Below are 18,441 nucleotides of genomic sequence, written 5' to 3'. Positions count from 1 at the left end.
ATTCTTCAATTAGCTAAAAATAAGAAATATTATTCAAATTGCAATAAAAAAAATCCAAATTCCGATATTTTTTTTCAGAATTTGGATTTGAATACTCAACAAATTCAGTGTGAGAATATTTAATTTAGTTATCTATTCTTGAGAAGTCTAAATCGTGAAAATCATAACTGAAATCGGTTAGAGGTGAAATGGCTTTCATTTTGAACTTTGTAGCCTTTCCTTGTGAATCTAGTTCAAAGAAAATATGAGCATCTGCATTAAAACTTCTATTGTTCCATCTCACAACAAAGTTTTGGTCTTTGTAAAATAAAATGGTTCCTGAAAGTCTCGGTGAACGTTTGGATTTAAAATTTAAGATTCCATTTTTTAAATAAACGTAAACTTCACCAAACCAATTATCATTATATGTTCCGATATATTTTGTGAAATCAATTTTTACACGAGTAATGCTATTTTGATTTACAGTTTTCCAAACTTCATCTGTAATTTTATCTGCATTTTCTTCTCTGTTTTTGCGTTCCTCACTTAGCGTAATTACATGATCAGCATTTTTTAGTCCCAAATAACTATCTTTAATTGTATTTGAAATTGCATTAAAAGCAGCTCCAGATTGTTGGTTGGTTAATACAATTATTCCTAATTGAATGTCTGGAAACATGATGGTTTGCGTAACAATTCCATCCAATCCTCCAGTATGAGAAACTTGTAAATGTCCGTTGATGTCTGATAATTGCCAACCTAATCCGTAAGCTTTGAAGTTGCAACTGTAAGGTTTCATGCCATGAATAGGAAGAATCGTTTGTGGTGACCACATTTCTTCATGAACTTCAGGACTAAATAATTGATTGTTTGTGCCGTATTTTCCTTTATTAAGTTGAGCAATAACCCATTTGCTTAAGTCATTTGTACTAGCGTAAATTCCGGCAGCAGCATCAAAAATCGGATTGGTATATCGCTTGATGATTTCTAATTTGCCATTAGTTGGTACATGAGGAACGATAGTATTTGTGGTGTCTTTTAGTCTGTTCCAAGAAGCAGCACTATTGTTCATTTGTAGAGGCTTCATGATACGTGTTTCTACAAATTCGCACCATGATGTTCCTGAAACTCGTTCAATAACTTCTCCTGCAATTACATAAAGTAAATTATCATAATCGTACTGCGCTCTAAAAGAAGAAACTGGTTTTAAATATTGAATGTTTTTGATGATGTCTTTTGGAGTAAAATCATGTCCGTCTGGCCATATCATTAAATCACCAGCTCCCAATCCTAATCCACTTCTGTGGGTTAATAAATCTCTTATGGTGAATTCGTTTGTAACAAAATCATTATACATTTTAAATTCGGGAATGTATTTTATGACTTTATCATCCCAATCAAGTTTTTTTTCATCTACAAGCATTGCTAATGCTGCTGATGTAAATGCTTTGCTATTGGAGGCAATTCCGAAAAGGGTATTTCCGTCAACTTTCTTTTGTGTATTTATATTAGCAACACCATAACCTTTAGAGATGATTACCTTTCCGTCTTTTACAATTGCAACAGCAATTCCAGGTACGTTAAAGGTTTTCATAGTTCTGTTTACAACATCATCTAATTTAGATTCAGAAATTTGTCCAAACGATAAAGCGCAAGTGATTGTTGAAATTGCGGTAAAAAAAAGTTTTCTCATGGTATAAATTTAAGTTGAAAATCAAAATCCTCTTTGTCTTCTGGCTTCAAATAATAAAATAGCTGAAGCTACAGAGACATTCATAGAATCGATTTCGCCTTGCATCGGAATGATGATGTTTTGGGTAGCATTATCGCGCCAAGCTTGAGTTAAGCCAGTCGCTTCTGTACCTACAACCAATGCACTAGCTGTAGTATAATCTTGAGTATGGTAGAAGTTGGAGTTCTGTAATGTAGCACCAAATATAGCAATTTTTTTGTCTTTTAAAAATTGTATTACATTTTCGGTGGTATCAGTGGCAATTTGATTGGTAAAAAGGCATCCTACACTTGAACGAACAATATTAGGATTGTATAAATCGGTCTTTGGATTGGCAATAATCACGGCATCAATATTGGCAGCATCACATGTGCGAAGCATAGCACCAATATTTCCTGGTTTTTCAATTGATTCCATCACTAAAACCAGAGCATTATCAGGTAATTTTAAATCATTTAGTGATAAAGTTTTTGTTTTTGCAACTGCTAGAATACCTTCAGTTGTATCTCTGTAAGCTAATTTTTGATATACTTCTTTGGTAATTTCAATCAGTTCGACTTTACTTTTAAGAAGTTTATTGATTTCATTTTCTGTAATTAATTCAGGAAGAAATAAAATAGTTTCAAGTTGATAATTTCCTTTAATGGCAAGCTCAATTTCACGTTTACCTTCAATCAAGAAAGTACCTGAATGCTTTCTAGCTTTAGCTTTTTCTTGTAATAAGACTAAAGATTTGATAAACGAATTTTGTATAGAAGTGATTTGTTTCAAAAGAAATAACTTGTTTATGGTGCGAAGTTACAGAGAATTTTAAAATATTCCATCTTAAAACTTGCTTATAATTATTTGGTAAAATATAACCAACCCACAAGTGGTTTTGGGAAATTAGCATCATTTAAATTTAGTATATAGTAGTAGGTTCCTTTTGGCGCTAATGAAGTATTTATTGTTTGTCCGATAGTGATTTCGCCATCCCAATCTTCTGATTGATTATTTCCTTTCCAAATTAACCTTCCCCAACGATTGTATATTTCCAATTCAAAATTTAGAAAAATGTTCCTTAGTCCTTCAATATAAAATGTATCGTTAAAGCCATCGTTATTGGAAGTAACATAATTATAGATAATTGGAGGGCAGTTTTTTGTTGTTAAGTCAAATGAAGTAATTGTGAAACAATGGTCATTTTCAATTCGTATAAAAATTTTCTTTGGCGTTGAAGTTGAAACATAATTTGAAGTATTTGCTATTTCATTTACATTAGCTATGGCATCTGCTTCTGTTTCGTAAAATCCAATAAAAGTATCAGTTGAATTGGTTAGCACCTGATTAGCATAATTTGAAAAATTGAAAGTACCAGCAGTAAACCCTTCATTACAAGAAGTTAAAGGCTCAAGAAGGTTAAAATTTGGTGGCAACCAACTAGAAATTGTTTGCGAAAAAGTATTATTGTTTTCAATTATTTCGGTTACTATTCCGGTGCCAGTTCCGTTGTCATCAACTACGAAAGTTAAGGTGAAATCTGTTGGTATATTATTTGGAATTGTTATAGTAATTTGTCCGTTTTCACTTCCGTCTATCGGAATGCTATTTTGTGTTTGCGTTTGCCCAACTAGAATTCCATTTGCATAAATTGCAATTGGTGTTGCAGCAGAAAGTGGATTGGTGCAATTAAGATTTGAAACTGTATAATTAATTGTATAAACATTTGAACTACAGGATTGATTGATAGAATCTATTGCAATCGTAGCGTCTGGTAATTGACTATTGAGTTTTGTAACTACAACGTTTATCAAAACCACATCTTGTCCCGATGTTAGTTGAATTAGTGCAGAGGAATCTCCAATATTTATATTGTTTTGAATGTTATAAATATCCAAATCCATATTGTAAAGTGTAGTGCTTCCTGTGATGCTGTTGGTGCTATTGAAGGCATTATTTGCAGGATTTAATGGTGGATTACTAAGCGTATTTCCGTTAATTCTCAGGGTTTCATTTACAGCTAAAACATTATCACCTTCCCAAGCAATAAAGCCAATTTGTGCATTGTTATTATCAATTACATTTAAACTGTTTAATGTTATATTTAGTGCATTTGGAATACTCTGCAAACCATCATAAATATTAATTTGATTCAAAGGCAAACTATTTTCCTTATAAACAATAACAATCGCCCAACCAGCAAAATTAGTTCTGTTATTGCAATATCCTTGTTCATTTATAAGTGTTTGTGAAATATCTAAATCTGAAAGTGTATAGGTTCCGTTTCCAGTTGCAATAATTTGACTTGTAATATCTTTAAAAGCACTAAAATAGGGAAGACCTGAACTTATTGAAATATTAGAAAAAGTTCGTTGAGCTGTTATGTTTACTGTATTTAATTTCACATTAAAATCTCCAGTGCCAGAACCTGCCCAATACAAATAAGCACTTTCTACTATCTGATTGGAATTTAAATTTAAAGTAGCATTTGATGAAGTTAAAAGCAAATTTTCGCAACCTAAAGTGATATTGTTTTCACCTAAGTTCATAGTATTTCCTATAAAAGTAAAGTCATATCGTCCGTTGAATTGATTGTATAAAGTTACGTTTTGCCCAAAAACGGAGCAAAATGAGCTTAAAATTATACTAAAAACAACATTATGCAGTTTAGAATTCACTTAATCATAGTAATTTGAGAAAACTAAATTAATCAATTATTTTTAAATTTTACTAGTTATTAATTTGGATTTAATATTAAATAATTGTGTAATTTTCCAAAGTTTTAATTTTAGTTGTGAAACACTACCAAATTCGATTATATAATTCATCAGATTTTGATCAATGGAATGCTTTTATTAGTGTTGCCAAGAATGCTACATTTCTATTCAATAGAGACTTCATGGAATATCATTCAGATAGATTTCAGGATTATTCATTGATGGTTTTTGATGGAGATAAATTGGTTGCAGTTTTGCCTGCCAATAAGAATGAAAATATAATTTATTCGCATCAAGGTTTGACTTATGGCGGATTAGTTTTGAGTTCTAGAGCAAAATTAAGTTCAGTTATTTCAATTTTGAAAGGTGTTTTACAATTCTTAAATAAAAATTCGATTGAGAAATTGGTTTTAAAAACAATCCCAAATTTTTATTTAGACTATTTTTCAGATGAATTAGAATATTGTTTGTTTATCACTCAAGCAAAATTAAATAGGAGAGATTCACTTTCTGTAATCGATTTGAAAAAGTCTTATTCTATTACAAAAACTAGAAAAGAAAGTATCCGTAGAGGCAAAAAAAATAATTTAATTATAAAAGAAGAATTGAATTTTGAGTTGTTTTGGAATGAAATTTTGATTCCGAATTTAGATAAAAAACATCAAGTAAAACCAGTTCATTCGGTTGAAGAAATTACCTTATTGCAAAAGCGTTTTCCAAATAATATTCGTCATTTTAACGTGTATGACAAAAATAAAATTGTAGCAGGAACAACCGTTTTTTGTACTGATAAAGTAGCACATCCACAGTATGTTTCTGGAAATTCAGATAAAAATGAATTGGGAAGTTTAGATTATTTATACCATCATTTAATTACAGAAGTTTATAAAGACAAGCATTTTTTTGATTTTAATAATTCCAATGAAGAGCAAGGAACAAAAATAAATGACGGCTTGTTGTTTTGGAAAGAAAGTTTTGGCGCCAAAACCGTAATTCAAAGTTTTTATGAAGTTCAAACAAAGAATTATTCATTACTAGAATCTGTTTTGATATGATAAAATTCCTCGATTTGCAGCAATTAAATTTAGGTTATCAAGAGCAATTTCAAGAAAAAATGAAATTGTTATTAGATAAAGGCTGGTTTATTTTGGGTGATGAAGTAAAATTATTCGAAACTAATTTTGCAAATTATTGCGGCACAAAATATTGCATTGGAGTAGGCAATGGGTTGGATGCTTTGGCTTTGATTTTTAAGGCTTATATCCAACTTGGGAAGTTACAAAAAGGAGACGAAGTTATAGTTCCTGCAAATACCTATATTGCTAGTATTTTAGCTATTTTGCAAGCCGATTTAGTCCCAGTTTTGGTCGAGCCAAAATTAGAAACGTACAACATCAATCCCAATTTAATTTCGGAGAAAATAACGACCAAAACTAAAGCTATTTTACCAGTTCATCTTTACGGAAAATTGTCTGAGATGGAAACTATAATCACCATTGCTAGTAAATACAATTTACTTGTAATTGAAGATGCCGCGCAAGCACATGGCGCAATTTTAAACGACAAACTTAAAGCTGGAAATTTATCTAACGCTGCTGCTTTTAGTTTTTATCCTGGGAAAAATCTTGGTGCTCTTGGCGATGGTGGTGCTATCACAACCAATGATGATGAATTAGCTAGAGTTCTATTTTCATTGCGAAATTATGGTTCTGCAAAAAAATACCACAATGAATTTGTTGGGATAAATTCAAGATTAGACGAACTTCAAGCGGCTTTTTTAAATGTAAAACTGCCAAATTTAGACGCAGATAACGATAAAAGAAGAAGTATTGCCAAACGTTATTTGTCTGAAATTAAAAACGATAAAATAGTTTTGCCAACTTGGGATTTTTCTAACAATCATGTATTTCATTTGTTTGTTGTTCGAACTGAAAACCGTAATGATTTACAAGATTATTTACTAAAAAATGGAATTGAAACAGTAATTCATTATCCAATTCCGCCTCACAAACAACAAGCTTTTCCTGAATGGAATAATTTATCATTTCCAATTACTGAAAAGATTCATGATGAAGTGTTAAGTTTACCAATAAGTCCAATTATGACTAATGATGAAGTTAGTATTGTTATTTCAATTTTAAATAAATACTAATTGAGTTTTATCAAAGAAATACTATCCAAACCTTTATTCAAAGCTACTTCTTTGAATGCAATAAGTATTTTAATAAAGATTTTTGTCGGATTTATTACTTCTAAATTTATAGCCGTTTTTGTTGGTCCAAGTGGAATGGCTTTGGTTGGAAATTTGAGAAATTTTCTAACAACAACAGAAGCTTTTGCAACACTCGGATTTGAAAATGGAGTTGTAAAATATGTGGCCGAACATAAATCGGATGACAATGAACTTAAGAAAACACTTTCTACTATTTTTATTACAGTCTTATTCACTTGTCTTTTAATTAGTTTGGGATTGTTTTTGTTTTCAGAATATTTGAACAATTCAATTTTTGGCAATAATTATCAATATTCCTTTGTGTTTAAGTCACTTGCTGTTGCTTTACCATTCTATATTGGCAACATCTTTTTAATAGCTACAATCAACGGATTTGGAGCTTATAAAAAAGTTATCTATGTCAACATTATTGGAAGCTTAATTGGTTTGATTGCTTCTGTTTTATTGATTTGGAAATTGAATACAGAAGGTGCTTTGTTATCAATTATTTTGACGCCATCTGTTTTATTTTTAGTTTCTTTTTTCTCAATTAATAAAGAAATTAAGATTTTAAAAGCTATTGATTTGAAGTTTTACAATCTTTCTTTTCTGAAAAATTTATCATCCTATTCTCTGATGGCATTGGTTTCAGCCGTATTTGGTCCAATGGTTTTTCTTGCAATTAGAAAATATATTATAGCTGATTTAGGAATTGAACAAGCAGGATTTTGGGAAGCAATGAGTAGAATGTCTTCCTACTATTTTATGTTCATTACGTCAATTATTTCTATTTATTTTTTACCGAAATTAGCTACAGCCAAAACTAATCAAGAAACCAAAACACTTTTTTGGAATTATTACAAAGGAATTTTACCAGTTTTTATAATTGGAATGATTGTAATCTATTTTCTAAGAGATTTTATCATACACTTATTATTTACTAAAGAATTTTTACCAGTTTCTAAATTGTTTTTTTGGCAATTGATAGGTGATACTTTTAAAGCGGCATCTTTTATTTTAGGATATCAATTTTATGCTAAGAAACTTACTAAAGCTTTCATTATTTCGGAGCTATTTTCTCTTTTTGTATTGTATTTTAGTAGTATCTATTTGGTTTCCCAATTTTCAATTGAAGGAGTTGTAATGGCTCATGCTTTTACTTATTCAATCTATTTTATCACCTTGAGTATTTACTTTAGAAAAAATTTATTTGCGTAGCTGAAGCATCTCGTAATCGCCTTTTCCATTTCCGAAAACTACAATTTTATCGTAATTTTCTAGATTTATTTTTTCTTTAATACGATTTACTTTTTCAATACCATAACAGTTTTTTGTTTTGAATTTTCCTGTAATTTTATTGTTTGCAATTTCAAGTTTTGAAGTAATTAATTTTAAATTATTTTCTTCTGTCCAACCATAAATCCATTCGCCAAACGAAGCTGTTACAATATAAATATCTGCATTTTGCTCTTGAAACTGCTGAATTTTTCCCCAAATATTTTTATTAAGATTTCTCGGAATATTTTCGTTTGAAAATTGTTTTCCTTTTTCTAAAAACAAATTGTAATGCTCGTTTTTAAAAAAATAAGTCATGAATTTTTGTTTAGCAGTTTCATTAGAAATTTTTCCAAGTTTCCAATTTAAAAGCATTGGTAAAAGAGTTATAAAACCTATTATTAATCGAAAAGTTCCTTTGTAGAATCGTGTAAATTCTATCAAACTATCTTTTTTATAAAGTGTTTTGTCAAAGTCAACTAATACTAATGTTTTCATCCTAATTTCTGAAATATAATAAATAACTCATCAGCAGGAGCCAGCCCAATATTGTAAATTGTATAAATCGATCATTCAATACTATTTTAGTTGGAGAATAGGTTGATTGATTTACAAAAACCAATTTCAAATACCTAAAAATTCCATTAACAACAAAGATGATGGAAACATACAATAATTTTGAATGATAATGTAGTTGAACTTCTGGAGAAATACAATAGAATATATAGCTAACAATGATTATGGATGCCAAAATTCCTAAAATGACATCAATAAAAATTAGATTATAACCTTCAATATTTTTGCGTACATCGTTACCATTTTCGGCAAGGATAACATCAGTTCTTCGTTTAGAAATGCCTAAGAATAGTGCCAAAAGATAAGTTATTAGTAAAATCCAAATCGAAGGCACTACATCACTCACTACAGAACCAGCTACAATACGAAGTATAAAACCAACTGCAATGATATTTACATCAAGTATTGCAACGTGTTTAAGCCATTTTGAGTAAAGAAAATTTAACGCTAAATAGGAAATGATTACAAGAAACAATTCAACTGAAATCAAATAAGAAACTGTTAGGGAACTAATCATTAAAATTAGCATCAAAACTAATCCATTTTGGATACTAATACTTCCTGAAGCTAAAGGTCTATAACGTTTTTGGGGATGATTTTTATCTTCATTGATATCAAAATAATCATTAAAAATATAAACACTACTTGATATAGTGCAAAAACATAGGAATGCCAAAATTACATTAATCAAATTGTCTAAATTTAGAAACTGACTATCAAAAAAAAGCGGTGCAAATACAAACGTATTTTTTATATATTGTTCAACTCTAATTAATTTTAGGTAATTTTTCATTTGTTTTTTGTCCGTTGTAAACAATAAAATGATTTGTTTCCTCAATTTTATTGAAATTTCTATAGATATAATCAGCAATTATACTGAATTTTTCTCTTTTTAAAGGCATTAATTCTTCTCCTTTAATAAAAGATTTTTCAATGAAAATATAATTTTCTCTATATGATGCTATTGTTATGAATGTTTTTGTATCACGATTTACTTCAGTATTAATAACCCAATCGGCTGGAAAAAGACTTTTGCTATTAAAAATATAATTAGTCATAGACATGTTTGGAGCTACTATTGTTTTTGAACCATATTTCTCTCTCAATTGTTTCAATTCTTTAAGTTTATTAAAATTACTTTCAGTAGTATAAATGTATTTTAATTTAGGTGAAATCGCATCCAAGGTCGAATCAATTTTTAATACATTTTGTTCTCTATATGGTCTGTAATTATATGAAAACGCAAACAAGCAAAGAAAAGAAATAATGATAACATTTAGCTTTGTATATTTTTGCAATTCATCATGAAATAATACAATACAAGATAAAATAATTCCAGTTGAAAATAAAATTGGAAATGCGTATCCCATGCTTATTGCAGAACACCAAGCTATTCCTAGAAAAAGTAATTGAGGTAAATGGAACTTTATACTTTCAATACTTAATTTTATTTGATTCAATAAAGCTATGGTACATGAAATTGCAGCTATTCTTGATGCAATTAAAAATTGATTAGAAAAACATAAAACAATAGAAACTAATAAAAGCGTAATTGAAATAGTTTCAAACAATTTTTTAAAACTAAATGTAGAATTTTTAAATTTAAAATAATACAAGATTAAAGTAGCAATAAGTATGATGCTATAGATTTGGATTTTATCATCATAAATCCAGAAATAATTTAAAAATCCAGCATAAAATAAGTCTTTTATATGAGTTTGACCTGTGGTTTGTTTTAGAAAATTATCTAACGTAGTTATTGATGTAATCCAGTAAAGAAAAAGTGATATGAAGAATGAAATGAAAAGTAATAAAATCATTGCTTTTTGAATTCCTTTTTGAATCGCAATAAAAATAATAAAAAGCAACGGAATTAAATAAAATGATTGTTTTGTTAAAGCTGATAAAACACTAAAAAAAGCAATTAAAATTAAATCAAATGTTTTTATTTTATTCAATTTAGATGAAAAATATAAAGCTATTGATGAAAAAAGTAAACCATCAGTTGTTGGCCAAGGATATGGTGGAAAATTCAATAGTGAAATTACAAATCCAACAGACATTATTGCCCATTTATTGATTTTGAATTTTTCTAATCCATAAAAATTATCAAATGCTTTTACTGTGAAAAATACTTGTAATGCAAATAGTAGATAATTTGTAACTCTTATCCAATAAAATTGACCAACTTCTGGAAGGATTTTCATTAAAAAAGCATGAAAGTACAATGTTACTGGCGGTCCTTTATAAAGAAAATCTTCATAAACTTTTTCGCCATTAACGATTCTCCATGAAAAACTAGGAATATAACCTGTATCCCAAAATTCAAATCCAATGTGAGCTAAAACCAAGCAATAAAATGAAACTATGAAGGTAAAAAGCAGAAAGTAACCATCAATTTTTTTTAATTCTCCCATACTTTCAAATATTTTTCAGCTACTTTCACATAATCATGTTCCTTTTCAACAAATACTCTAGCACGAATTCCAATAGCTTGAATTTCATTTGGATTTTCTATTAAATAGAATAGTTCTGTTACTAGATTTTCAACATTTGGCAAAGCATTCACGGCTACTTTTTCTGATAAATTGAAATAGTCTTCAAATTCTTTTTCTGCACCAGTAAATACTACTTTTCCTTTAGCCATAGCTTCCAATGCATTATAACCTTGATCATAAGCATAGATTTGATCCAAAACAATATGTGCTTTATTAAACTGTTTTATGTAATCTTGGTAGGGAATATTTCTTGTGACAATAATTTCAATTTTATCAGCATATTTTTGTTTGATAATTTCCAATGCTTTTTCAAATAAATGAATCCCTTTTTTATAGGAATTTCCGTTGTTAATGCCGAGAAAAATAACGATTTTGTCTTTAACAGGATTTTCAACGAATTCAATAGTTGAAATGTTTATAGGATTTGGAATCATTCCCAAAAACTTTGGATTGTTAATTAGAGGATTTACATAATCTAAATCGCTTGCAATGACTCCTTTTATTTTTTTATAAAGAAAATCATGAATCTTTTTATGAGATTTTGAATTGTATTCCCACATCGATTCGTATTGAATTAGCGATTCTTTAATTCTTTCAAAATAAGGATTCATTATAGAATAGCGTTCCTTTTTATCAAGCATGTGATTCAAAGTAACATAGTCAACACCACTGCATAACAAGAAGAATTTGTGGTTCTGTTTGAAGAGTTTTTTTAATAGGTATAATTCAAATTTAGCAGTAGTTTGAATAGGAGCTTCATTGATTAATTGGACACAATCAAAACCTTTTAATTTATTTAGAAGAAAATAGAAACGAAGACCACGTTCAATTTTTGACATATCAAATTTGGTAATTCTATAAATCAATTGTCGTGGTATATTACCTAATTTGCTTTCACACCAAAATGCTCTATTGGAATAATCTGATGGATAATTTTTAAAGCCATCACCGTTACTAACTATGACCACTTCGTGTCCTAACTTTAGTAATCCTTCTTTGAGGGAATTATGTAATCGGCTAAACTCACCAACAAGTAATATGCGCATTTAAAAGTTTTATTTACATTTGCTAAAATACAAAAAATTGACTCAAAACCGAACATCTTATAAAATCTGCCTTGTAACTGTAACTCTTTCTGATGGTGGAGCGGAACGATGCGCTGCAACTTTGTCTCATTTTTTTGTTAATCAAGGTTTTGAAGTTCATCATTTAGTTTTTTCTGGGAAAATAGAATATGATTATTCTGGTGAAGTAATGCATTTAGCGCAACATGTTTCTGGTTCTAATAGAATAGTTAGTAGAATAAAGAGATTCACTATTTTAAAAAAATATTTAAAAGAGCAGAATTTTGATTATGTAATCGATTTTAGAGTCAAACGTTTTTTCTTGCAAGAGTTTATTATTCATAATTATTTATACAAAAATCATATTCAAACCATTCACAGTAATAAACTAGATTCTTACATATCTAAAAATAAGTTTTTAGCCAATTTACTATATAAAAATTGCAAACAATTAATTGCTGTTTCTAAAGGAATTGAAGAGAAGATTAAAATTGAATATAATTTTAAAAACATCCATCAAATTTACAATCCGATTGATTTTGAAAAAATAAATGAAATCAAATTAAATAGTATTGATTTTGAAGGAGATTTCATTCTTGCAGCTGGAAGTATGAACAAAAATGTAAAGCAATTTGATCATCTTATTGAATGTTATTCTAAATCAAATTTACCAGATAAAAACATCAAACTTATTATTTTAGGAGACGGAAAATTAAAACAAGATTGGATAGATTTAGCTGATAGAGTAGGGCAGAAAGAAAACATCATTTTTAAAGGAAATGTAGAAAATCCTTTTGCTTATTATTCAAAAGCACTTTTTACAGTTCTTACAAGCAAATATGAAGGTTTGCCAATGGTTTTAATAGAATCTTTAGCTTGTGAAACACCTGTACTAGCTTATAATTGTGAAACAGGTCCTTCAGAAATTATTAATCATCTGCAAAATGGTTTATTGGTAGAAAATCAAAATAAAGAAGCTATGATTGCTGCAATTAATACATTTTATGAGGATAAAAACTTATATTTACATTGTAAAAACAATTGCAAAACAACTATATCAAAATATGAAGTTGAAAACATTGGGAATCAATGGTTATCACTTTTTAAACAAATAAAAAATGAACATTAAGTTAATTGATATTCCCAAAATATTAAATAGAGAAGGAAACATTGCTGTTCTTGAAAATGATGTAGTTCCTTTTGATATTAAAAGAGTTTATTATTTGTATGATATTCCAAGTACTTCTAAACGTGGCGGACATGCTCATAAGAAACTGAATCAGATTTTGATAGCAATTTCAGGAAGTTTTGATGTGGTTTTAAAAGACGACAAAAATAAACAAGTTATCACAATGAATAAACCTGATAAAGGGTTGTTGATATCTAACAATATTTGGCGTGAACTTGAAAATTTCTCTTCTGGTGCAGTTTGTTTAGTTCTAGCATCAGAAGTTTATGACGAAGACGATTATATCAGAAATTACAAATCTTTTGTAGCTTATATCAATTCGTATAAGTAGAGATTTTTATTCCTTTTTTTATCAAATAAGCTTTAGTTTTTTCTACTAAAAGCAACAAAGATTGCGGTAATTTTAGCAATATTTTTTGTTTCCAATTCAAATTGGATGGATTTATAGCTTTGGCTATTTTTTTCCAATCTTTTGTATCGCCATCTCGTTTTAATTTTTTTGCTAAAACATATCTAAAAAAATCCAAATGCTTTTTTAAATCTGGATTATCTTTTGTCCAAGCTTCATAATTGTCGTAATTCGGAATTTTTTTATGTAAGATGGAGTTTCGTGTAATTTGATGCTCAACTTCCATTAAATAAGACATTTGAATGGTGTTGCTGTAAGCTAATTTAAAATGATAATTGGCCCTAATACTGAAATCAATATCATTGGAAAACTTAATTTCATTGTTGTAATTCCCAACTTTTTCATACACTTCTTTGTGAATACAAACGCTACCATGATTGTAAATTCCTTGTTTTACATTGATTTTAAAGAAATTAATATAACCTTCAAAATTTTCAGGTAAACTCTCTGATCCATTGTGAGGTTTGTAAGTCTTATTTTGATAGACTTCTTCATAGTTGGTTCCAAAAATTCTCGCTTCTGGAAAATTGATAATTAGCCTATGAATGGTCTCTAAAAAAGTTGGTTTCCACAAATCGTCAGCATCAAGAAACGTGATGTGGTTGGTAGACGCTTTTTCAATTCCAGTATTTCTACTTGCCGAAAGTCCTTTATTTTCAGGATGATGAATTAATTTGATTTTTTCAGATAAAAAAGGCATTACTTTTTCAATACTTTTATCATTGCAGCAGTCATTTATAATCAAAACTTCATAATCAGTAAAGGTTTGATTGAGAATACTTTTCAGAGCATTTTCAACATACTTTTCTTTATTATATAGTGGAATGACTACTGAAAAAAAGGACATAAATTATTTTTTAAATATAAAATCAAAAATGGCATTCCAATCGTTCAATTGATTGTTGGTATCAAAAGTATATTTATTTCCTTGAAATTTAATGGTTTTGTTTACAAAATCGGTAATCAATTGTGCCAATTCTGTTGGATTATTTACTTCAAAAAATGAAACTTTCTCATAATCGCCAACTGTTTCTCTTGCATAGGGTAGGTTGGCTGCTAAAACAGGTTTGTCAAAAGCTTTTGCTTCAGATAAAGGTAATCCCCAAGTTTCAAGTTTTGAAGGAAAAACAATGCAATTAACGGAATTGTATAATTTCAATAATTCCTCTCTTGAAATCCAGCCTTTAAAATCTACTTCAGGCATTGAACTATATTTTTCAAATAAATATTTTGCAAACTTATGCGGATTATCTTTTATGGTAGTAAAATGAAACTGAACCTTATGTCTTATTTCATCATCAAGTAATTCAATAGCATCAAAAAGTAATTCAAAATTTTTGAATGTTCGAGGAAAACTAGGATATAAAAAATGTACTTTGTGAGAAGCTAAGTCTGTTCTATCAGAAGTTATTTCTTCTGTATACTCAGGTTGGCAAACTATCACACTATTGATGTTGTAAAGTTTTTCAAATTCAGTTTTTATCCATTCTTGTTGTACAAAAACAGCAGTATTCTTTTTGATGTTAACTTGAAACAAATATTTATATAAAATTGAAAATACACCTATTTTATAATCATATTTCCAATCATACCAAGATGATTTATAGAAAACTGTCGGATGATGACAATAGACAAAACGTTTTTTTGCAATCACATTTGGACTAACATCGTGAAGCGAAAACCAAATGTCAGGATTTATTTTTTTAGATAACTTTTTAAAGTAAAAATATTCATAGTACAATCGTTTGAGCCAAGATTTTTTAGCATCAGGAAATTCAAGATATTCAATATTTGGGTAATCAAATTTAGATTTATCGTGAACTAACGCTATGACCTTAATGTCTTTGTTCTCAATATAATTCGATAACTTTTGCAAACAATTGTCTAAGATGGTAAAAATACCACCATGTTTCATGTTAATTCCTGATATAACGATTGTTTGTTTTGACAAAGCTAGAATTTTAATATTTTTATAAACGAAATAATCCGTATTTTATGATACAATAAATGGCATGAACTCCATCTTTCCAATTTATTTTTTTTCCTTCTTCGTAAGTCCTTCCATAGTAAGAAATTCCAACTTCATACATTCTTATTTTCTTGATTCTACTAACTTTTATTGTAACTTCAGGTTCAAAACCAAATCTTCGTTCATTTAAATTTAGAGATTGTAGTATCTTGGTGTTGAATAATTTATAACACGTTTCCATGTCGGTTAAGTTTAAATTGGAAAACATATTAGAAAGAAATGTCAAAAATCGATTTCCAATGGTGTGCCAAAAAAACAATACTCTGTGTGCATTGCCACCCATAAATCGAGAGCCATAAACAACATCTGCAAAACCATCTAAAACGGGTTGTAATAATATTGAATATTCTTCTGGATTGTATTCTAAATCGGCGTCTTGAATTATTGTAAAATCGCCTGTTGCCTTTGAAATTCCTGTGTGAATTGCTGCTCCTTTTCCTTTGTTTTTATTGTGTTGGTAGAATTTAATATCTAATTCTGTATTACTTTCAATGTAGACTTCTATTTTAGTTTTCGAATTGTCTGTAGAACAATCATCAATAATAATGATTTCTTTTTCTATATTATTGGGAAGAGAAACGTTTTTTATTTTATCTAATATCAAATGAATCGTTGCTTCTTCATTGTAAATAGGTATGATAATAGATAATTTCTTCATTTTACACGTAATTAAATCACAAATCTAATGTTCTAAATTTAATCTGCAATAAATTCTATATTTTTGTTTAAAATAAAATTATGAAATCATTATTTTTAAAATATAAATTTGAAATTTTAATTGTGTTGATTGGCTTTTTGTGGATAGAATTTTTGAATTTTATTTTGCAATTAGATATTCAAAATAGAATAAGTCCTGATGCCGAATCCTATTTTGAATCAGCTTATGATTTATATTTCTTACACAAGGGACATCAGTATCGACCTGTTTTTTTAGCTTTAATTCATGGGATTCCTTTTTTATTTGGTTGTTCCAATTTGGAAGTTTTTAAAGCGTGTTATCCAATTAATTTTCTATTTTGGATTGGAACTGGCTTGTTACTTTTTAAAATATTATGCAATATACTAACTTTAAAAAAGTCATTTTACATATCGTTAATTTCCATTTTTTTTATTGGAAGTGCTATTTGTATTTTTAATTTATATTCAGAAAATATTTATTTGTTTTTTATTGTTTTAGGGTTTTATTTTCTTCAAAAATATTATGTTAACTCTAAATTTTTATTTTTATCAATTTCATTGTCAATTTTTATAATATCAATGTTGATAAAGCCTGGAGCTAAGTTATTTGCTATTTTCTTAGTACTGTTTTTTGTCAAAGAAATTTTGAAAAATTATAATAATAAGGCAATTATTTTTTTGTATGGAAGTTTTTTTTTAGTACTTATTCAATGTGGACTTCTAAAAAAACAATATGGAGATTTTACAATAAGTTATATTGATTCAGTGACTTACTATAATTATTTAGGCAGTAAGGCTGTTTGTTTAAGTCAAGGTAAAAAACTTAATCAACTTGATAATCCAAGAATGGATTATATATTTTCAATATCTAATACTGAAACAAAAAAAATAGCTTTTGATGATTTAATAAATCAAATTTCAAATAATAAGTTTTATTTGTTTTATGCTTATTTATCAGATGTTTATGATAATTCAACAGCAGGAAACACAGCGCTAGATTATACAATAAATATTAATAATACGGGCTATTTTAAATTTTCAAAAATATTCTTTTTTACAATTTCAAAATTTCAGAATATGTTCTTTACCATTATTGGTTTTTTTCTATCTATATCTATGTTTTTTTCATCTTACAAAAAAGAGCCTTATTTTAGTTTAATAAGTTTTTTTGTCTTGTATACGATTTTTTTATCTGGAATTTCTTGTTCACAAGGAGATAGATTTCACCTCCCAATACTTTCATTTGTTCTTATTTTAATAGCAAAAAAAATATTTGATAAAACTAAACACTCCTTTGAACCACTTCAAAAATAGCACCATCTTCACATTTAAGTGTTTTAGATGGAAACTTCATTAACAAAGCATAATCATGTGTTGCCATAATGATTGTTTTGCCGTTGGCATTGATGTTCTTTAATACTTCAAGGACTTCAGCACTTGTTTGTGGATCAAGATTTCCTGTTGGTTCGTCTGCTAAGATTAATTCTGGGTCGTTTAACAAAGCTCTTGCAATGGCAACTCGTTGTTGCTCTCCACCAGAAAGTTGGTGAGGCATTTTATTGGCAAAACCTTTCATTCCTACTTTATCTAAAACTTCATCAATTTTATTTTGCATTTCGGTCATGTCAACCCAACCAGTTGCTTTCAGTACAAAAAGCATATTGTCGTTCACATTTCTATCTGGAAGCAATTTAAAATCTTGAAAAACAATTCCTATTTTTCTTCTCAAATAGGGAATGTCTTTTTCTTGTAGTGTTGCCAAATCATATTCCACAATATGACCTTCACCTTCTGTTAAAGGTAAATCTCCATAAAGTGTTTTCATAAAACTACTTTTTCCAGTTCCGGTTTTTCCAATGATGTAAAGGAATTCTCCGTGATTTACTTCAAGATTCACTTGAGATAAAATGACTTTATTTTCTTGATAAATAGTAACGTCTTTTAAAGATAATACGGGTTGTGACATAGGAAATTTTGTTTATTGGGTAAAAGTAATAAATTTTAGATATTAGATATAAGATTTTAGATATATAAATTTTGAAGTTTCCTAATTTAAAAACTTAACAAGTTGATTTTTATTGTTTCCTATCTTAATAATATCTAA

At 28.5% G+C, this 18,441-nt stretch carries 17 protein-coding genes; 6 read left to right on the top strand and 11 right to left on the bottom strand.

Annotated features, from left to right (window positions below):
- Positions 1-124: 124 nt before the first annotated feature.
- From ABD771_RS06305 to ABD771_RS06295, 3 genes are all read right to left on the bottom strand, one after another.
- Positions 125-1,672: a serine hydrolase gene (locus tag ABD771_RS06305; RefSeq protein WP_345092243.1), complete on the bottom strand. Its 1,548-nt coding sequence runs from the start codon at positions 1,670-1,672 to the stop codon at positions 125-127.
- A gap of 21 nt (positions 1,673-1,693) precedes the next feature.
- The gene (locus ABD771_RS06300) at positions 1,694-2,482 is read right to left on the bottom strand and encodes a TrmH family RNA methyltransferase (RefSeq protein WP_345092242.1); all 789 of its coding nucleotides are present in this window, start codon (positions 2,480-2,482) and stop codon (positions 1,694-1,696) included.
- A gap of 71 nt (positions 2,483-2,553) precedes the next feature.
- A complete protein-coding gene (locus tag ABD771_RS06295) occupies positions 2,554-4,368 on the bottom strand; it encodes a T9SS type B sorting domain-containing protein (RefSeq protein WP_345092240.1) in 1,815 nt (604 codons plus the stop codon).
- Between the two features lie 116 nt (positions 4,369-4,484).
- On the opposite strand from ABD771_RS06295, the gene ABD771_RS06290 reads away from it, so the two are divergent.
- Genes ABD771_RS06290 through ABD771_RS06280 form a run of 3 tightly spaced genes read left to right on the top strand, consistent with a single transcriptional unit; the run spans position 4,485 to position 7,837 of the window.
- On the top strand, positions 4,485-5,462 hold the full coding sequence (locus ABD771_RS06290; RefSeq protein ID WP_345092237.1) for a GNAT family N-acetyltransferase: 978 nt from the start codon (positions 4,485-4,487) through the stop codon (positions 5,460-5,462).
- Positions 5,459-6,559 (top strand): DegT/DnrJ/EryC1/StrS family aminotransferase, encoded by a 1,101-nt coding sequence (locus tag ABD771_RS06285; protein ID WP_345092234.1) that lies wholly within the window; start codon positions 5,459-5,461, stop codon positions 6,557-6,559. The genes ABD771_RS06290 and ABD771_RS06285 overlap by 4 nt, the downstream gene beginning before the upstream one ends.
- Positions 6,560-7,837 (top strand): O-antigen translocase, encoded by a 1,278-nt coding sequence (locus ABD771_RS06280; protein WP_345092231.1) that lies wholly within the window; start codon positions 6,560-6,562, stop codon positions 7,835-7,837.
- Here ABD771_RS06280 and ABD771_RS06275 read toward each other — a convergent pair.
- The 4 genes from ABD771_RS06275 to ABD771_RS06260 are packed head-to-tail and all read right to left on the bottom strand — an operon-like array spanning position 7,826 to position 12,014.
- A complete protein-coding gene (locus ABD771_RS06275; RefSeq protein WP_345092228.1) occupies positions 7,826-8,392 on the bottom strand; it encodes an HAD family hydrolase in 567 nt (188 codons plus the stop codon). The genes ABD771_RS06280 and ABD771_RS06275 overlap by 12 nt on opposite strands.
- A 1-nt stretch (position 8,393) precedes the next feature.
- A complete protein-coding gene (locus ABD771_RS06270; protein ID WP_345092224.1) occupies positions 8,394-9,263 on the bottom strand; it encodes a decaprenyl-phosphate phosphoribosyltransferase in 870 nt (289 codons plus the stop codon).
- A complete protein-coding gene (locus ABD771_RS06265; RefSeq protein ID WP_345092221.1) occupies positions 9,238-10,887 on the bottom strand; it encodes a hypothetical protein in 1,650 nt (549 codons plus the stop codon). Before ABD771_RS06265 ends, ABD771_RS06270 begins: the two co-directional genes overlap by 26 nt.
- A complete protein-coding gene (locus ABD771_RS06260; RefSeq protein WP_345092218.1) occupies positions 10,875-12,014 on the bottom strand; it encodes a glycosyltransferase in 1,140 nt (379 codons plus the stop codon). The genes ABD771_RS06265 and ABD771_RS06260 overlap by 13 nt, the downstream gene beginning before the upstream one ends.
- Positions 12,015-12,051: 37 nt before the next feature.
- On the opposite strand from ABD771_RS06260, the gene ABD771_RS06255 reads away from it, so the two are divergent.
- Both ABD771_RS06255 and ABD771_RS06250 read left to right on the top strand, forming a co-directional pair.
- Positions 12,052-13,161, top strand: a complete 1,110-nt coding sequence (locus ABD771_RS06255) for a glycosyltransferase (RefSeq protein ID WP_345092215.1) — start codon at positions 12,052-12,054, stop codon at positions 13,159-13,161.
- The gene (locus ABD771_RS06250; RefSeq protein WP_345092212.1) at positions 13,151-13,552 is read left to right on the top strand and encodes a sugar 3,4-ketoisomerase; all 402 of its coding nucleotides are present in this window, start codon (positions 13,151-13,153) and stop codon (positions 13,550-13,552) included. Before ABD771_RS06255 ends, ABD771_RS06250 begins: the two co-directional genes overlap by 11 nt.
- On the opposite strand, the gene ABD771_RS06245 is transcribed toward ABD771_RS06250, so the two are convergent.
- From ABD771_RS06245 to ABD771_RS06235, 3 genes are read right to left on the bottom strand one after another with little or no spacing between them, the layout of a single operon-like run.
- Positions 13,536-14,477 carry a glycosyltransferase family 2 protein gene (locus tag ABD771_RS06245; RefSeq protein WP_345092209.1) on the bottom strand — a complete coding sequence of 314 codons (942 nt, stop codon included), beginning with the start codon at positions 14,475-14,477 and terminating at the stop codon, positions 13,536-13,538. The genes ABD771_RS06250 and ABD771_RS06245 overlap by 17 nt on opposite strands.
- A gap of 3 nt (positions 14,478-14,480) precedes the next feature.
- Positions 14,481-15,581: a glycosyltransferase gene (locus ABD771_RS06240; RefSeq protein WP_345092206.1), complete on the bottom strand. Its 1,101-nt coding sequence runs from the start codon at positions 15,579-15,581 to the stop codon at positions 14,481-14,483.
- Positions 15,582-15,600: 19 nt separating this feature from the next.
- Positions 15,601-16,317 (bottom strand): glycosyltransferase family 2 protein, encoded by a 717-nt coding sequence (locus ABD771_RS06235; RefSeq protein WP_345092203.1) that lies wholly within the window; start codon positions 16,315-16,317, stop codon positions 15,601-15,603.
- Between the two features lie 599 nt (positions 16,318-16,916).
- Between ABD771_RS06235 and ABD771_RS06230 the strand changes: the two genes are divergently transcribed.
- Entirely contained in the window at positions 16,917-17,651 is a 735-nt protein-coding gene (locus ABD771_RS06230; protein ID WP_345092200.1) for a hypothetical protein, read from the top strand.
- Here ABD771_RS06230 and ABD771_RS06225 read toward each other — a convergent pair.
- Positions 17,620-18,303: a cell division ATP-binding protein FtsE gene (locus tag ABD771_RS06225; protein WP_298302498.1), complete on the bottom strand. Its 684-nt coding sequence runs from the start codon at positions 18,301-18,303 to the stop codon at positions 17,620-17,622. The genes ABD771_RS06230 and ABD771_RS06225 overlap by 32 nt on opposite strands.
- Positions 18,304-18,441: the final 138 nt, after the last annotated feature.

Origin of the sequence: Flavobacterium chungnamense (genome assembly GCF_039539165.1) — a bacterium.
Lineage (GTDB): Bacteria > Bacteroidota > Bacteroidia > Flavobacteriales > Flavobacteriaceae > Flavobacterium > Flavobacterium chungnamense.
The sequence above is the reverse complement of the archived record's forward strand: the minus strand, read 5'-3'. Positions and strand labels throughout refer to the sequence as shown.